The sequence below is a fragment of the Cryptocyanus atlanticus LEGE 06306 genome (assembly GCF_056633155.1).
Window position 1 is genome coordinate 1 of record NZ_JBSJOZ010000011.1, and the last position, 15559, is coordinate 15559.

A 15559-nucleotide genomic window follows, 5' to 3' on the forward strand; every position below is an offset into this window, starting at 1 on the left:
AGCACTGCAGGAGCAGCCATCTGGGCGATTAGAATTGCTTCATAGGAGAAGCAACTTAGTTAGATAACGGTATATCGGGGCGTTCACGTCTTGGTGGATTGGTGGATGCCGCTGTGTCGATCTGACCCCCTGGATTACGCCACGATCCGAGCGTCTGCCCATCTGGTGAAATGCTCCGATCATTGCCTGTGTCATGGATGGGGGGGCATCGGTTGGATCGCCACCTGGATGAGACCAGGACAGGTCCGAACCGATGCCCCCTGTCCGCCCCCCTGGCTCTGTTCCTCCCCGATCGGCGCGCCCTGCAGAAGGCCGCAGCCGGATGATCGGTAAGACGGATGGGCGGACGGGGGCGGGGGAAGTACGCAAGTGAGCTCCACTGACGTCATGGGTGTCCGACCTGTCCGGAGGGGGGTCGGACAGGGCGGACACCTCAATCACCTCAGTCAGGTCCGTTCCCTTCCGAGGGGGCGGCGGGGTCGGACACCTCGGACACCTCGGAAGGATCGGCAAGATCGTCTGAATCCGCCGCCTCGCTGACGTCAGTGATCGGTGGTGGGCCTGCTGCTGGCTGGGGTGTTACCCCAAGCCCGTTGGTGTCAGGCTCGTCCACCACTCCCAGGTTGGTGGGCTCGCCCGCATCGATCAGCCGTTGAACGGCCTTCGATCCGTATCGGTTTTCTTGCCCTGTGGAGGTGGTGACCAACTGAACGTCGATCAGGCCCTTATCGGCAAGCTGTTCAAAGACTCGATGGTATAAGCGAGGATTCGAAGTGTCGAAGTTCGTCGGAAGGTAGGGCCTGATCTTGGCCGCGGACTGCATCTGCCGGGTGGCGCGATGCCGTTCCTCTAGCACGTGGTAAAGCGCATCCTGGCGAGGTTTCAGCTCCCGAATGGTGTTGAGGTCTCGCTCTTCCTCCTGAATGTCCTCGAAGTTGCCGTGGAACGTCCAGCCGGTGGCCCCGCCACGCTCGATCACCAGATCGATGGGGGCGTCGCCGCGACCCTTGCTCGCCAGCACGACGCGGGGGTCTGGGGAAGCTCCTCGTCGAGTTGGATACGGAAACAGACCAACCAGTTGGGAAGCGATCGCCGGCAGGGCGGAGGTGCCGCGGCTCGCCTGGGTAGGGTCCAGCCCTTTGAAGGTCTTCGAGGTGTGGTGGATGAGGACGACGGTGGCCCCATGGGGGGCGACCGCCTTCATCAGGGCCTCGAACGGCTGGGCGAACGTGGGGGAGTTCTCTGACAGGCGAAGCTTCCGGGTCAACGAGGCCGCTGAATCGAGAATGACCAGTCCGCCCTGATGACGGGAACACCACGCCTCAATGGATGAAATCCCAGTCTGATTCAGGCTGAAGGCATGGCCCGAGTGGTAAAACTCGGAGATCGTTCCATCGAGCACCACCGTGCTATCCGGCCGCTCCTGCATAAGGCCGAAACCCCGCAGCATCTGGGACCAGTCACTGAGGGGCTGGTCCGTGCCCACCAGCAGAACCGGCGTGCGCGGACCTGTGATTGATTGGCCCAGATAGGACGAGTCACCCCGAATCAGCGCCCCCAGTAATCCGATGATCCAGGCGGTCTTCCCGACCTTGGCAGCGCCGACTACCAAGTTGAGGCCCCCCTGGATCAGCACTCCTTCCAACAGCCAGTTGGTCTGGGTGACCGACAGCGCCTCGCCGCCCCTGTGCGGCCGAAGCTGGTGTTCAGCTGCCCTTTCCACTGCGTTGCAATGGATCTGGTACAGGAACTTTTCACTGGAAGGGAGGCCGAGCTGCTTGGCCTTGTTGCGAAGATGAACTAAGGGATGGAGGTCGTCGTCCGTCACGAGCTCATCGGCGTATTCGCCAAGCTGGGCCAACAGCCCGTTCGTAGTCACGGTCAACGGGTTCCTGGTGGAACTCGCTGAATCGGCCATGGCCACTGATGCCGCTGGAGGGGGTGCGCCCGCGGAGGCAGACGGGCTGCCCTCGACTGGAGCGCTCCCCGCACCGTTCAGGTTCGAGACGGTGGGTCTGTCGACATTCACGCTGTCGCAGCCCATCTCTGGGCCGTCGGGACCGGGCGGGGGTGATGGTTCGTCGACCTCGCAGCTGGCAAAGGACTCCGCCTTCCCCGAACCGCATCCGACCCCCTGTTCAGCTTGCGGCAGAGCGGCGGCGGGGCCGTTCTCAGCAGCGACACCCATGAGTCGAGCAGGAGAGTTAGCCAACGGTCCCCCCTTTCTGCTCTCTGGACCATGGTCATCGAGAATGTGGTAGTCGGCCTTGATGACCTCCCCCTCCTCGGAGAAATCCCGGGCAGCTAGCAGTCGGTGCTCCGGGTAGAGCCTGCCGGCCTGGGTCGGGGCCCGAAGGCCCCCTTCAATAGAATCCGAGGCGCGGACCAAGGCGGAGCATGAAGCGGAGGAGCCTGTGACAGGCCCGCTTTCTAGGTTGTCAGGGACGAGCCCGTTTTCATCGAAGGTCATGCCACACCTCCGGTTGCCTTGCCAGTGGCGTTGGTGTGGGCCAGAAGGGTTCTTTGACGTGTTATGGCGTGCTGGGCCATAACACGGTCCAGGGACCCAAGGTCATACTGGATCGGAGAATTCGAGCAGGTGCCGACCGACCGCCAGTCCTTGGCTGGCTTGAGAATTCCTCGCTGCCGCCAAGCCAGCAGTGTGTCGCGGGAAAGACCTGTGTAGCAACATGCGGCCTTAGTAGAGGCCCATTTTTTCGTGGTCATAAAAATTAAGAGGTGGAATATTAAAAAAGTCGTCACTTCCGAATATTTCGGGGGCAACTATGCGGACTTGTGTCCGCGCCCGTCGCGACGCTCGTGGTCGAACTGCAGCAGGTGGGGAGCAAAAACGTGTATTACTGACCTTGCCGCCATTTTTATTGAGGATTTGCTTAAATCCCGCCTTCGCCGCCTCCTGATCGGCGCGCACGCTGATCAGGAGGAAAGGGAGGCCCTAGCGCGTGAAATTTTTCTCCGTCCGGTGTCTGTCCTCCATGCCTACACCTACAACCTATCCGCTCTTCGGAGCGCCGTGCGCGGCCTCACTCCACTGGCTATCTCATTGACGGTTTTGCAGCCAGCGGAGCCGTGACGGGGGTGGCTTCGTCATGGGCTTTCTGGCGTGCCATCCCCCGCTCTCGCTGGACCGCGGTCAGTTCCGCGAGGTAGCGCCTGGCGTGAATCGATTCGCTGTGGCCCATGCTGGCCGCCTTCAGGGTCGTCGACCAGGTGGTGGTCTCGCGGGCTCGGATCGCCCAGGCATGGCGGAGGTCGTAGCACCTGCAGCGGCCCCTGAGCGCTCTGGGCTGGGGCTGCCCGGGTATGTGTCGGGGCTGGTGGTACCCAAACAGCCTGATGGGCAGCTCCCTGTCTTCTCGTCCGCTATTACGGAGCCAGTGGACGACTACACGACCGAGCTCGGTGTTGTTCCAGAACTGGAGGCCCCCGTCAGCGGAAATGGCCGTCTTGATCGGGTAGCGCCGCCGGATCTCCGCCAACATGGCCTTCGAATGGGGCAGGTCCCTCAACCGGTAACGATCCAGCCACTCCTCCGGCAAGGGCAAGGCGAAACGATGGCCGGTCTTGGTGGAGGAGCCACCCGATTCCTCGAAAACACTGATCTCGATGAAGGTGGGGTTTTCAGCACCCTGGCCTGGCAGGCGCTCAATGTGCCAGACCTCGTGGGGGCGAAGTCCATAGGTGGCGATCATCGCCATCACCCATCCCCGGAGGGGGTCCACCGGCTGCAATTGGTCCAGCCAGGACTGGACGTCACAGGTGCTAGGGATAAAGCGTGGTGCAGGGGCTTTCGTACGGCCTGCTGCAGACTTCAGGCCCTCGAGCTTGCGGCACAAGTCTGGGGTGGCAATGGCCACTCCCTTCTTGGCCAGGTACCTGACCATCTGGATGACACCGTAGAAACCGCTGGTGTTGTAGTTCCTAAGCATCAGGGGGGCCTTGGGGTCCGCCCGGTTGGCCTGGATCGAGGCAGGTGTATTCAGGCAGAACAGCTCGAGATGCTCGGTCCGCGCGATCTGTTCATCAGGGAAGGTACTGCCGAAAAATCCCTTGTTCGTGAAGCAGACGAAAGGGTTCCGATCCCTTGCTTTGGGTCCGCCAGGGGCGATGTCCGCCAGGATCAGCCGGCGGATTTCCCCCCAGGACTGTCCGGAGGTCGCCGAGGGCGTGCCAGATGAGCCTGAGAGCCGCTTCCAGTCAAGGCCACCTCCTCCGGCGCTCAGGCTTGTCTGGGCATTGAGAAGAAGCTGCGTCAGTGCTAACACCGACTCGTCATCGTCCGCGGTAAATCCCTTCGCCGTTCGGGTCTTCCCCCCGCGCTGGGTCTCATAAACAGTTAGGTGAGGGCTTTCGCTGCGCACCCGGAACCGGTAGGGGCACCCAGCGAGACGCAGCCGCTCTAGGGATTGGACCAGGACGCTGCGCGCTCGCATCGGGGTGGATAGATGACCGAACTGGGCCCCCTTCATTCTGCATGGTCCGGGCTGTCAGCGTTTGTCAGTACTGACAGAAAAGTTCGTCAACGAGCCCCCACGACCTGCAATGGGCCTCAACTTCCGTGAGCTTGGCCCTTTCTCAAACTCCTTGCTGTGCAAGGGATCTAAGCCGAAAAGCAGGGTGTAAGCTGGATGGGTCGCCTGAGATTCGAACTCAGGACCAATCGGTTAAAAGCCGAGTGCTCTACCGCTGAGCTAGCGACCCGCCCTCTCGGGCAGCCCTCACGGGCGCCCATGGAACGTATCACCCAGGGGTGACATCGTCCAAGGACGTCCACCCACCGCCGGCCACCATGACTGCCACTCCCTGGCCCGAGCCCACGATCGATCCCGAAGCCTGGGTGGCGCCGGGAGCCGTGGTGATCGGGGACGTGCGGCTGGCGGCCGGAGCCAGTCTCTGGCCCACCGCCGTCGCCCGGGGGGACGTCTGCTCCATTGCGGTGGGCGAGAACAGCAATGTCCAGGATGGGGCGGTGCTGCACGGTGATCCGGGTCAGCCAGTGTGGATCGGTGCCGAGGTGACCATCGGCCACCGGGCCGTGGTCCACGGGGCGACGCTGGAGGCCGGCTGTCTGATCGGCATCGGCGCCGTGGTGCTCAACGGCGTCACGGTCGGGGAGGGTGCGTTGGTGGCGGCCGGGGCCGTGGTCACCCGGGACGTGCCGGCACGCACCCTGGTGGCGGGCATTCCGGCCAAGGCCAGGCGCCAGCTCAGCGATGCGGAAGCGGCGGCCCAGCGCCTCCATGCCCGTCGCTACCGCGCCCTGGCGGAGGCCCATGCCGGCCGCTCGGGCGGTGCCGGCTGATTGCTGCGAAGTGGATCAACCCTCACCCTGGAGTATCCGCGCAGGGGGGGGAGTCCGTAGAGTCATGGGAAGACTGACCTGCCCCTGATGGACGCTCGGCTGCTGCTCGTTACCGCTCCGATCCTGCTGGCCGTGGCCTGGGCCGTGTTCAATATCGGCCGGGCCGCCGTCGGTCAGCTGCAACTGATGCTCAAGCGCTCCCGCGCCTGATGATTCGGGTCATCGGCGCCGGCCTCGCCGGCACCGAGGCCGCCTGGCAGATCGCCTCGGCGGGCCTACCGGTGCGTCTGGTGGAGATGCGGCCCCTGCGGCGCTCGCCGGCCCACCACAGCGCTGAATTCGCGGAGCTGGTGTGCAGCAACAGCTTCGGTGCCCTCTCCAGTGACCGGGCCGCCGGCCTGCTCCAGGAGGAGCTGCGACGGCTCGGATCCATCGTGATCGGCACCGCCGATCGCCATGCGGTGCCGGCCGGCGGTGCCCTTGCCGTGGACCGGGGCCGCTTCAGCGCCGCCCTCACCGCCGCCCTGGAGCGCCACCCGCTGATCACCGTGGAGCGGAGCGAGCAGTGCTGCCTCCCCGGCCCCGAGGAGATCGGCGTACTGGCCACCGGGCCGCTCACCAGCGATGCCCTGGCCGACGACCTGCGCGCCTTCACCGGCCGGGCCGACTGCCACTTCTTCGATGCCGCCAGCCCGATCGTGGAGGGGGAGGGCCTGGATCTCTCGGTGGCCTTCCGCGGCTCGCGCTACGACAAGGGCGACGCCGATTACATCAACTGCCCGATGGGCGAGGCGCAGTATCGGGTCTTCCGCCAGGCCCTGCTGGAGGCCGAGCAGGCCGAGCTCAAGGACTTCGAGACCCAGAGCGCCAGCTTCTTCGAGGGCTGCCTGCCGATCGAGGAGCTGGCCCGCCGCGGCGAAGACACGATGCGCTACGGGCCGCTCAAGCCGATCGGGCTCTGGGATCCCCGCTGGGGCGACCTGCACGACCGGGAGGTGCGCCGCACCCGGCGGGCCCATGCGGTGGTGCAGCTGCGCCAGGAGGACCGCGACGGCCGGCTCTGGAACCTGGTGGGCTTCCAGACCAACCTGAAATGGGGTGAGCAGAAGCGGGTGTTCCAGCTGATCCCAGGCCTGGAGAACGCGAGCTTCGTGCGCTTCGGCGTGATGCACCGCAACACCTTTCTGGAGGCCCCCCAGCTGCTGGAGAGCACCCTGCAGTTCCGGCAGCGCCCCACCCTGCTCGCCGCCGGCCAGATCACCGGCACCGAGGGCTACGCGGCGGCTGTGGCCGGTGGCTGGCTGGCCGGCACCAACGCGGCCCGGCTGGCCCGGGGCCTGGAGCCCCTGCGGCTGCCGCCCACCACCATGGCCGGGGCGCTGCTCCACTTCATCGCCACGGCGCCCAGCGGCAAGTTCCAGCCGATGCCGCCCAACTTCGCCCTGATGCCGGACTTGCCCGAGCGCATCCGCGACAAGCGCCGCCGCTATGGCGCCTACCGCGATCGCTCCCTGGCGGATCTGGAGCCCTTCTGCGGCATCTCAGCCGGATCGCCCGGCAGCTGCCGCGAGCGCCTGATTGAGCCTGTCTATGCCGAATCCCGGACCTAGCCTGCCGCAACAGCTGGTCTTCCATCCCCAGCAGTCCCCTCGACCCTGTCGCGCCTCGGCCTCGGCCTCGGCCTGACCGCCGCCAGCACCGCTGTACTGGTCCTGACCACGGCCCCCCTGACCCTGGCCTGCACGGGGGGAGCCCTCACCGCCACCGATGGGGGTGTGGCGGTGGGGCGCACGCTGGAATTCGGCAAACCGCTCGATTCACAGATCGCCGTGTGGCCGGCGGGCAGCAGCTTCACTGGCTCCAGTAACCGGGGCAAGGGCCTCAGCTATCGCTCCCGCTACGGATTCGTGGGGGCCACCGCGGCCCAGTACACCCCCGAAGCCCGGGCACGGCAGGCCCGCACCCTGATTCCAACCCAGCTGGGCACCTGGCTGCTGGCCAACTTCGCCACCGTGGAGGAGGTGAAGGCCGGCCTGGGCGGCGTGGATCTGACGGCCCAGGTGATCAGCCTGCTGGGGGCGGTGCCCGATGTGCATTTCAAGGTGCAGGATGCCAGCGGCAGAAGCATCGTGATCGAGCCGCGGGAGGGCCGCCTGCTGGTGCACGACAACCCCGCCCGGGTGCTCACCAACGCGCCCACCTTCCCCTGGCACCTCACTAACCTCACCAACTACCTCACCGTCAGCAGCGCCTACGCGCCCGCTTCCACGATCGGGGCCCCCGGTGCGGGCCAGCTCAAGCTCACCCCCTTCGGCATGGGTGCCGGCAGCATGGGCCTGCCAGGAGATTTCAGCCCGCCCTCGCGCTTCGTGCGGATGGTGTTCTTCACCCAGAACGCCTCGAAGAGCCCCACCACCATGGCGGCAGTGGGCCAGCTCTTCCACATCCTCAAGACCTTCGACATCCCGCTTGGCGTGGCCAGGCCGCCGGCCGGCAGGGCCGAGGTGACCCCCGACTACACCACCTGGACCAGCGTCTCCAACCTCCGGGATCTCACCTTCAACTGGAAGACCTTCGGCGATCAGCGGGTGCGGACCCTCGGTCTGCGCCAGGCCCTCAGCGCCGCAGGCGGCCAGTTGAAGCTGCTGCCGATGGGGCCCCAGCAGCCCGATGCGGTGAGCCCCACCCTGGAGGTGCGGCTCAACTGAGCACTCCCGCGACCAAACGCCACGGCTGGTCACGGTCCTAGGGTCGCCCCCTGTTGCGAGCGAGACCACGGTGGAGGACCGGCCAGAGTGGGACGCGATTGTGATCGGCTCCGGCATCGGCGGGCTGGTCACCGCCACCCAGCTGGCCGCCAAGGGCGCCCAGGTGCTGGTGCTGGAGCGCTACCTGATCCCCGGCGGCAGCGGCGGCAGCTTCAGGCGCAAGGGCTACACCTTCGATGTGGGCGCCTCGATGATCTTCGGCTTCGGCGAGACGGGCCACACCAACCTGCTCACCCGGGCCCTGGCGGCGGTTGGTGAGCGTCAGGAGACGATCCCCGATCCCGCCCAGCTCCAGTACCACCTCCCGGGTGGTCTCAACATCGCCGTCGACCGCGATTACGAGACGTTCCTGGCTGGTCTCACGGCCCTGTTTCCCCATGAGGCCAGGGGGATCCGGCGCTTCTACGACACCTGCTGGAGCGTGTTCCGCTGTCTCGATGCCATGCCACTCCTCTCCCTGGAGGATCCGGCCTACCTCGCCAAGGTGTTCGTCAAGGCACCCCTGGCCTGCCTGGGCCTGGCGCGCTGGCTGCCGGTGAACGTGGGTGATGTGGCCCGCCGCCACATCCGGGACCCCCGCCTGCTCGCCTTCATTGACATGGAGTGCTTCTGCTGGTCGGTGATGCCGGCGGATCGCACCCCGATGATCAATGCGGGCATGGTGTTCTCGGATCGCCATGCCGGCGGAATCAATTACCCCAGAGGCGGTGTGGGCACCATTGCCGAGCATCTGGTCCAGGGACTGGAGCGCCACGGGGGCTCCATCCGCTACAGGGCCCGGGTCACCCGGGTGAGCGTCGAGGGGGGCCGGGCGGTGGGGGTGGAGCTGGCGGGCGGGGAGCGGATCACCGCCCGCCGGGTGATCTCCAACGCGACCCGCTGGGACACCTTCGGCCAGCTGGTGGAGGAGGACCACACTCCGGCCACTGAACGCACCTGGCGCCGGCGCTACAAGCCCTCACCATCGTTTCTCTCCCTGCACCTGGGGGTGAGGGCTGATGTCATCCCCTCCGCAACCCACTGCCACCATCTGCTGCTGGAGCACTGGGAGGCGATGGAGACCGAGCAGGGTACGGCATTCGTCTCCATCCCCACCCTGCTCGATCCTTCCCTGGCACCGGCTGGGCACCACATCGTGCATGCCTTCACCCCCTCGTCCATGGAGGCCTGGACCGGACTGGCGCCCACGGCCTATGCGGAGGCGAAACGGAGCGCCGCCGAACGGCTGATCGGCCGACTGGAGGGGATCCTGCCGGGTCTGGCCAAGGCCGTCAGCCATCAGGAGATCGGGACTCCCCGCAGCCACCGGCGCTTTCTCGGCCGCCACCAGGGCAGCTATGGCCCCATCCCGGCCCGGCGGTTACCCGGTCTGCTGACGATGCCCTTCAATCGCAGTGGGGTGCCCGGGCTCTACTGCGTCGGCGATTCCTGCTTTCCCGGCCAAGGGCTCAATGCGGTGGCCTTCAGCGGATTTGCCTGCGCCCATCGGATCGGTGCCGACCTGGGCCTGAACCCCTGGGCCCTGCCGGAGTAGGCGGGGCGCTCACGCCGGAAGCCCTCCGCCCATAACGTTGAGTGCAGACCTTAAAACCGCCATGGGCAGCGCTCCGACCCCCCGTCATGACGAGCTGGCCCGCTATCTGGAGCAGAGCGGAGCCTTGAGCAAGCCCTGGCTGATGCTGCAGCTGCGGCTGAGCCGGCTGCGGGAGGAGAAGGACAGCCTCGGAGCCGAGGACTACCTGCGCCGTGTCCAGGATGCCCATGGGGACTTGATGCGCCTCGGTGCCTTCTGGCGGGGCCGCGAAGTTGAAACGTTCGGCAACTCCTGATCGATGGCCGCCGCCGCCGCTGCCCAGACCGACGGGGACGTTCAGATTCATCCGGTGGCGCCGCTGATCCGCCTCACCCTGCTGACGCTCTATCTGGCCCTGGTGATGCCGTTACCGCTGCTCGCTCCGGTGGACCAGAGGACGTGGCTTCTCCTGGCGCTGCCCCTGGGTGGTCTGCTGGTGCACGCCCTGCTCAGTGAGCGGGTCAGCCTCGATGCGCAGGGTATCTGCGTGGGCCATCCCCGCTGGTGCGCCTGGCTGCTGCGCCGGGGCTGGCGCCTGGATTGGAAAGAGGTCACTGGTCTGATGGCCGTTCGCACCAGCCAGGGGGGAACCGTTGTGTATCTCCGGGCGGCGGATGGGCGCCATCTCCTGCTCCCCCAGCGGGTGGAGCGATTGCCGGAGTTCCTCGGGCTGGTCCAGCGCTCCAGCGGCCTTGACCTGTCGGGAATCGGCCGCCTGACACCCCCCTGGACCTACTGGACCCTGGCCATCCTCTCCGGCCTGATCCTGCTGGGCGAACTGATCACAACCGTGGCCGTGGCCGCTCAGCCGGCGCCTGCGGCCTGACGCAGGCCGGAGCCACTGCCCACCAAAGACTCGGCCGCCTCGGGCAACGTTTCCAGGCTGAAGCGATAGCCCTGCTGACGGACCGTCTCGATCCCGCCCCCCTCACCGAGGCCAGCAAGTTCCAGCTTGCGGCGCAGGGTGAGCACCTGGGTGTCCACGGAGCGGGGCCCACCGCTGAACGGTGGCCAGGCCATCCGCAGCAGTTCCTGGCGGCTTCGCACCATGCCGGGGGGCATCAGCAGGGCACAGAGCAGGGCGAATTCCCGTGGACTCAACTCCACCGGTTGATCGCGCAGGGTGACCTGGCGCAGCAGCAGATGGACCTCCAGGGGACCGACGCAGACCCGTTCCTGCAGGCCGCTGCCGCTGCGACGCAGCAGGCTGCGGCAGCGAGCCGCCAGTTCCTCCAGGCCGAAGGGTTTGCGCAGCACATCGTCGGCGCCGGCGTCGAGGAGGGCCACCACCGGATCGGCGCCGCTGCGGGCGGTGAGCACCAGCACCGGGCAACGCAGGTGGGCGGCCAGGCGCAGGGCGGAGCTCTCCTCCAGCAGTTCGGCACTGACCAGCAGATCCGGCATCTGATCCTCACAGAGGGCGAGGGCTTCGGCGGCCGTGGCCACGGCCGCCGCCAAGTAGCCGTCCTGGCGGAGGCGCTGGGCCAGCACCGTGCGCAGGGTGGGATGGGGATCCACCACCAGAACGCGCTTCAAGGACGCCAAACTGACCTGACGGGTCTCCATCGCCATGCCGCTGACAGTCCGGTCGCTCGCGGAACCGGGACTCTTCGGGCTGGGAAAATCAGCATTCGGTTCTGGAGGAAGCTCCACACACGGTCCCTGCGGCCCAACTAGGCTAGCTGCCGTTGCAGAGGGAATCCGGTAGTCATCGATGCCGCCTCCGCTCTGACCGACTGTCACACCATGACTGCGCTGCAGAATCCCGAAGCCATCCGTCACTTCCAGTCCCTCTGTGACGCCTGCCAGGACCTGGCCAGCCGATATCACAGCCCTTCGGAACTGCGCCTGTACGCTGACGGCTATCTGCACGCCCTGCGACGGACCGCCGTGCTCGATCCTCTCTCCCAGCGGCGGCTGGAGGAGCTGATCGATCGCTGGATCCTGGACCCGTCCAGCTTCATCGGTCCGGACGGCAACCTGGCCACCCTGTTCGAATCGTCCCGCAACTGAGGGGATTCAGGGTTCAGGTCCAGCTCAGGAGGCGAGGGCCACGGTGATCGTTTCGCGCAGTTCGCCAGTGTTGTACATCTCGATGAGAATGTCGGAGCCCCCGATGAAGTCTCCGTTGACGTACACCTGAGGAATGGTGGGCCACTCGGAGAATTCCTTGATCCCCTGACGGATCTCGGGATCGGAGAGCACGTCAAAGGTCTCGAAGGGAATACCCAGGGAGTTCAGGATCTGAACCACATTGTTCGAGAAGCCGCACTGGGGCATCAGCTTGGATCCCTTCATGAACACCACCACGGGGCTGGTCTTCAGCAGGGAGCGGATGCGTTGCTCAACGGCACTGTCCATGGATCGGGTCAGGGGGGACGTGGAAGGGGTGAACAGGGAGGGGGGAGGCTGGCCGCGGATCAGGCCGGTGCGGACGTCTGCAGGGCGAGGGCATGAATGGCCTCGCTGGCCAGCTCAGTGCGTAGGGCTCCGTAGACCAACTGGTGCTGCCGGACCCGGGAGAGGCCGGCAAAGGCCTGGGAGACCACGGTGACCTGGAGATGGACACCGCCACCGGTCAGATCCTCGACTTCCACCCGGGCATCGGGAAGACGGCCGCAGATGGCAGCTCTGACCTGATCCGGTTGCACCATCGCGGCCGATCCCCTGATCCGGCGAATCTAGAAGCTTCCCGCCTCACCTGGGTGCGGCCGGGTCGGGGCCTCCGGCCGTGTAGGGAATCGTGGCGAAGCCGAGTTCCACCAGAGTCTGGTAGGCCCGGCGTCCCTCCTCCCGGGCCGGAGTCATCACCTTGACGACCTCCACCAGCAGAGGAACGGCCACTTCCGGCTCGTTCTGGCGTCGCAACAGGGCAGCGAGGCGGAGATTGGCCTGGGCGAACAGCTCGAGCGCTTCGCGACCGTTCTGGTCCATGTCCCTGGGGATGCGGGCGTCGAGGCCACGGAAGGAGCCGCTCAGATCGCGGTAGAACCCGAGCAGGCGGCGGCTGGCATCCCTGGCCAGGTCGTAATCCTTGCGGGCCGCGGCGAGATCACCCCGGGCCACGGCGGCGTCGCCCCGGGTGAGCAGACCCTTGACGGCCGTGAGGTTGAACGCCCCTTCGGGTCCCTCCAGCACTTTGCGCGGTTCGTCCTGGGCCCGCAGCGGCAGGGCGGGGCTGAGGGGAAGCAGGGTTGCCGCCAGGGCAAGCCCGAGGGCGACGTGGGGCCGGCGCACGGCAGAAACACGGATGGGCCGCTGAACTTTAGGGGGAGGTGAACGGACGCCCCACGGCCTGGCGGGCCGCTTCCTCAGCTGATTGCATCGCCGCCCCCAGCCGTTCATTGAGTCCCTTGACGGCTGCGCGGCCCTGCCCCTCCACCTGCAGCGGTGGGGCGAAGGCAAGCGCCGACCGGTCGCGGCAGCGGGGGATGGCATGGCCGTACCCGATTCCCACCGGCACCACCTGGACGGAAACCCCGTGGCCGGCCGCCAGCACCGCCAGCCTGGCGAGCCCCTGATGGAGCCGGATCGGGCCATCGTCCCGCCGGATGTGCCCCTCGGGAAAGACCACCAGTTGCTGCCCCGCGGCCAGCAGATCCACGGCGTAGCGCAGGGTGGTGGTACCCGGACGGCTCTGATCAACCGGAAAGCAACCGAGGCGGTGCAGGAACCAGCCCTGGATCCCCTTCATTTCGGTGACGGTCACCATGAAGCGGCAGTCCCGACCGCTCACCCGTCGGCCGGCGGCACCGGTGAGCAGCAGGGCATCCCAGCGGGCGCGGTGGGTGGGGGCCAGCAGAACGGCTCCCCGGTGGGGCAGATGGTCGGCCCCGAGCACGTCAAACCCCCGGAAGAACGCCGGCATGGCCAGATCCTGGGTGGCGGTCATGGCGATCGGTGCCAGCACCGGGCTGATTCCGTTGCACAGTCGCCGCTCACGCCTCAACGGTGCGGAAGCCGGCGGCGCGGAGGGGTCCGCTGCTGCCGTCACCAGAGGACCACCTGTCTCCGCCGACACCGGACGCCGCAAGGAATGCTGCAGGCAAGCTAGGAGTCGGCACCCGTTTTCGTTTTCTGGGGCGGGCAGTTGACTCTGCGGCCAATTCGGGGGCTCCATAGGATCGCGGCAGTGCGGAGCGGTCGCGGCGATGGCCAGCCTTGGCGTGAACATTGATCACATCGCCCAGGTGCGGCAGGCGCGCCGGGCGCAGGAACCCGTTCCGGTGAGCCTGGCGGTGCTGGCGGAACTGGGCGGTGCGGACGGGATCACCGTCCACCTTCGCGAAGACCGCCGACACATCCAGGATCGCGATGTGGAACTGCTGCGCGGCACGCTCCGCAGCCGGCTCAACCTCGAGATGGCCGCCACTGCCGAGATGGAGGCCATCGCCCGGCGGATCGGCCCGGACATGGTGACCCTGGTGCCGGAGAACCGTCAGGAAGTGACCACCGAGGGGGGGCTGAACGTGGTCGGCCAGCTCGACGGCCTGCGGGGGCTGGTGGGGCGGCTGCAGGAGGCCGGCATCCCGGTGAGCCTCTTCGTCGATCCGGATCAACCCCAGCTGGAGGCCTGCCGCGGCAGCGGTGCCCGCTGGGTGGAACTGCATACGGGGGCCTACGCCGAGGCCCACTGGAGCGACCAGCCCGCTCAGCTGGCCAGGCTGATCGAGGGCACGGCCACGGCCCGGGCCCTCGGGCTCCGGGTCAATGCCGGCCATGGCCTCACCTATCAGAACGTGGAGGCGGTGGCGGGGATCGACGGCATGGAGGAGCTCAACATCGGCCACACGATCGTGGCGCGGGCCCTGGCGGTGGGACTGGAAGCGGCGGTCCGGCAGATGAAGGCGCTGATTCAGAATCCCCGCCGGGACCCCTTGTTCGGCAGCACCAGCCCATGAGCGCCTCAGATCCTCTTGCGTATCACTTCATCGCCGCCAGTGAGAGGTTCCTCACCGTGGAGGAACCTCTTGAGGAAGTGCTCAGGGAGCGGGTGCGCCACTACGGCGAAACGGGGAAGACGATCGACTTCTGGCTGCTGCGTCGTCCGGCCTTCCTCGAGGCTGCCGAACTGTCGGACCTGGCCGCCACGGTGCCCCGTCCGGCCGCCGCTGTGATCTCCACGGATGCGGCCTTCATCGATTTCCTCAAACTGAGACTCGAATTCGTGGCCCAGGGATCCTTTCTGGCCCCCAGCACCACCATCGCCGATCCCCTCGCCTCGGCGCTCTGACGGCCAGGGGCCGTCCAGGGAGACCGATCAGACCGGAATCTCCTGCCTGCGGCAGACCCAGCCATCGATCACCTCCTGCTGGATGTGATCGAGTGCGGCGTCGGCGAGCAGTCGGTCCCTCAGACGGGCGAGGTCGTCGGGATGGAGCTCACCGTTCTCCTGCCAGTGGAGATCGGTGGTGATCAAGGTGTGGATGTGCTGATGTGTCGGTCTCGCCATGGTGTCAGGAAACCCTGCCCAGGTCGCCGGCTCCCGGGCCGGATCTCCTGCAGACATTCGGAAGATCAGAACAGGCCAAAGAAGCGGCGCCGGCCGGCATCCGTTTCCGCCGCAGGGGTCTCGGCTCCGGGAGTCCTTCCGGGATCGGCCCCGGCAGCCCGGGACTGGCGACCGTCCTGCTGGTAGCGGGGCACGTTGTCCCCGATGGTGAGCAGCGCTTCCTTGTTCTTCCACCAGATCCAGTCGCGGATCGGGGGAGTGGCGAGCAGATCGGCACGGGTGAGGCCCAGACCAAGCTTCCGCGACGCATCCAGCAGCACGACGATCATGGCCTCGCCGTCTCTGCTGCGGGCCAGGGCCTCATTGGTGCGCTTGGCCCCGTTCAAGGCTGAGACGAGGACCCTCACCCTCTGGGAGACCGACAGGGTAGCTGGTTCCATGGT

The 15559-nt window shown here is 66.7% G+C and carries 19 protein-coding genes and 1 tRNA gene; 10 read left to right on the forward strand and 10 right to left on the reverse strand.

The genetic code is table 11. The annotated features are described in order from the left end of the window. Nucleotides 1–442: 442 nt before the first annotated feature. The 3 genes from ACWJI7_RS11190 to ACWJI7_RS11200 all read right to left on the reverse strand — a co-directional run bounded on the left by ACWJI7_RS11190 (nucleotide 443) and on the right by ACWJI7_RS11200 (nucleotide 4722). Nucleotides 443–1879, reverse strand: a complete 1437-nt coding sequence (locus ACWJI7_RS11190) for an AAA family ATPase (protein WP_479938133.1) — start codon at nucleotides 1877–1879, stop codon at nucleotides 443–445. 1177 nt (nucleotides 1880–3056) lie between these two features. Continuing rightward, the gene (locus ACWJI7_RS11195) at nucleotides 3057–4382 is read right to left on the reverse strand and encodes a site-specific integrase (RefSeq protein WP_479938008.1); all 1326 of its coding nucleotides are present in this window, start codon (nucleotides 4380–4382) and stop codon (nucleotides 3057–3059) included. Nucleotides 4383–4650: 268 nt separating this feature from the next. Then, nucleotides 4651–4722, reverse strand: a tRNA-Lys gene (locus ACWJI7_RS11200). A gap of 88 nt (nucleotides 4723–4810) precedes the next feature. On the opposite strand from ACWJI7_RS11200, the gene ACWJI7_RS11205 reads away from it, so the two are divergent. The 7 genes from ACWJI7_RS11205 to ACWJI7_RS11235 all read left to right on the forward strand — a co-directional run bounded on the left by ACWJI7_RS11205 (nucleotide 4811) and on the right by ACWJI7_RS11235 (nucleotide 10490). Continuing rightward, nucleotides 4811–5323 carry a gamma carbonic anhydrase family protein gene (locus ACWJI7_RS11205; protein WP_479938010.1) on the forward strand — a complete coding sequence of 171 codons (513 nt, stop codon included), beginning with the start codon at nucleotides 4811–4813 and terminating at the stop codon, nucleotides 5321–5323. Between the two features lie 87 nt (nucleotides 5324–5410). Continuing rightward, nucleotides 5411–5533, forward strand: a complete 123-nt coding sequence (locus tag ACWJI7_RS11210; protein WP_094555684.1) for a photosystem II protein Y — start codon at nucleotides 5411–5413, stop codon at nucleotides 5531–5533. Next, complete coding sequence (gene trmFO / locus ACWJI7_RS11215) at nucleotides 5533–6933, forward strand: FADH(2)-oxidizing methylenetetrahydrofolate--tRNA-(uracil(54)-C(5))-methyltransferase TrmFO (RefSeq protein WP_479938012.1); 1401 nt, start codon at nucleotides 5533–5535, stop codon at nucleotides 6931–6933. The genes ACWJI7_RS11210 and trmFO overlap by 1 nt, the downstream gene beginning before the upstream one ends. 171 nt (nucleotides 6934–7104) lie before the next feature. Continuing rightward, a complete protein-coding gene (locus ACWJI7_RS11220; RefSeq protein ID WP_479938013.1) occupies nucleotides 7105–8031 on the forward strand; it encodes a linear amide C-N hydrolase in 927 nt (308 codons plus the stop codon). Nucleotides 8032–8101: 70 nt separating this feature from the next. Next, nucleotides 8102–9625 carry a carotenoid isomerase gene (gene crtH, locus ACWJI7_RS11225; protein WP_479938015.1) on the forward strand — a complete coding sequence of 508 codons (1524 nt, stop codon included), beginning with the start codon at nucleotides 8102–8104 and terminating at the stop codon, nucleotides 9623–9625. A 61-nt stretch (nucleotides 9626–9686) separates the two neighbouring features. Beyond that, nucleotides 9687–9920, forward strand: a complete 234-nt coding sequence (locus tag ACWJI7_RS11230) for a hypothetical protein (RefSeq protein WP_479938017.1) — start codon at nucleotides 9687–9689, stop codon at nucleotides 9918–9920. 3 nt (nucleotides 9921–9923) lie between these two features. Beyond that, a complete protein-coding gene (locus ACWJI7_RS11235) occupies nucleotides 9924–10490 on the forward strand; it encodes a hypothetical protein (protein WP_479938018.1) in 567 nt (188 codons plus the stop codon). On the opposite strand, the gene ACWJI7_RS11240 is transcribed toward ACWJI7_RS11235, so the two are convergent. Continuing rightward, entirely contained in the window at nucleotides 10469–11236 is a 768-nt protein-coding gene (locus ACWJI7_RS11240) for a response regulator transcription factor (RefSeq protein WP_479938019.1), read from the reverse strand. The genes ACWJI7_RS11235 and ACWJI7_RS11240 overlap by 22 nt on opposite strands. 174 nt (nucleotides 11237–11410) lie before the next feature. Here ACWJI7_RS11240 and ACWJI7_RS11245 point away from each other — a divergent pair, with 174 nt between their 5' ends. Further along, the gene (locus ACWJI7_RS11245; protein WP_479938020.1) at nucleotides 11411–11677 is read left to right on the forward strand and encodes a DUF6761 family protein; all 267 of its coding nucleotides are present in this window, start codon (nucleotides 11411–11413) and stop codon (nucleotides 11675–11677) included. A gap of 24 nt (nucleotides 11678–11701) precedes the next feature. Here the strand turns inward: ACWJI7_RS11245 and grxD are convergent, their stop codons facing one another. Genes grxD through ACWJI7_RS11265 form a run of 4 tightly spaced genes read right to left on the reverse strand, consistent with a single transcriptional unit; the run spans nucleotide 11702 to nucleotide 13556 of the window. Next, entirely contained in the window at nucleotides 11702–12025 is a 324-nt protein-coding gene (grxD, locus tag ACWJI7_RS11250; RefSeq protein WP_479938021.1) for a Grx4 family monothiol glutaredoxin, read from the reverse strand. Between the two features lie 59 nt (nucleotides 12026–12084). Then, on the reverse strand, nucleotides 12085–12318 hold the full coding sequence (locus ACWJI7_RS11255; protein WP_479938022.1) for a BolA family protein: 234 nt from the start codon (nucleotides 12316–12318) through the stop codon (nucleotides 12085–12087). Nucleotides 12319–12361: 43 nt separating this feature from the next. Continuing rightward, on the reverse strand, nucleotides 12362–12901 hold the full coding sequence (locus ACWJI7_RS11260; RefSeq protein WP_479938024.1) for a hypothetical protein: 540 nt from the start codon (nucleotides 12899–12901) through the stop codon (nucleotides 12362–12364). Between the two features lie 28 nt (nucleotides 12902–12929). Beyond that, on the reverse strand, nucleotides 12930–13556 hold the full coding sequence (locus ACWJI7_RS11265; RefSeq protein ID WP_479938025.1) for a lysophospholipid acyltransferase family protein: 627 nt from the start codon (nucleotides 13554–13556) through the stop codon (nucleotides 12930–12932). 259 nt (nucleotides 13557–13815) lie between these two features. Between ACWJI7_RS11265 and ACWJI7_RS11270 the strand changes: the two genes are divergently transcribed. Together ACWJI7_RS11270 and ACWJI7_RS11275 are read left to right on the forward strand one after the other, a co-directional pair. Further along, nucleotides 13816–14565 carry a pyridoxine 5'-phosphate synthase gene (locus ACWJI7_RS11270; RefSeq protein WP_479938027.1) on the forward strand — a complete coding sequence of 250 codons (750 nt, stop codon included), beginning with the start codon at nucleotides 13816–13818 and terminating at the stop codon, nucleotides 14563–14565. Further along, a complete protein-coding gene (locus ACWJI7_RS11275) occupies nucleotides 14562–14897 on the forward strand; it encodes an MgPME-cyclase complex family protein (RefSeq protein ID WP_479938028.1) in 336 nt (111 codons plus the stop codon). Before ACWJI7_RS11270 ends, ACWJI7_RS11275 begins: the two co-directional genes overlap by 4 nt. 27 nt (nucleotides 14898–14924) lie before the next feature. Here ACWJI7_RS11275 and ACWJI7_RS11280 read toward each other — a convergent pair whose 3' ends face one another. Further along, complete coding sequence (locus ACWJI7_RS11280; protein ID WP_479938030.1) at nucleotides 14925–15116, reverse strand: hypothetical protein; 192 nt, start codon at nucleotides 15114–15116, stop codon at nucleotides 14925–14927. Between the two features lie 65 nt (nucleotides 15117–15181). After that, entirely contained in the window at nucleotides 15182–15502 is a 321-nt protein-coding gene (locus tag ACWJI7_RS11285; RefSeq protein WP_479938032.1) for a hypothetical protein, read from the reverse strand. Between the last annotated feature and the right edge of the window lie 57 nt (nucleotides 15503–15559).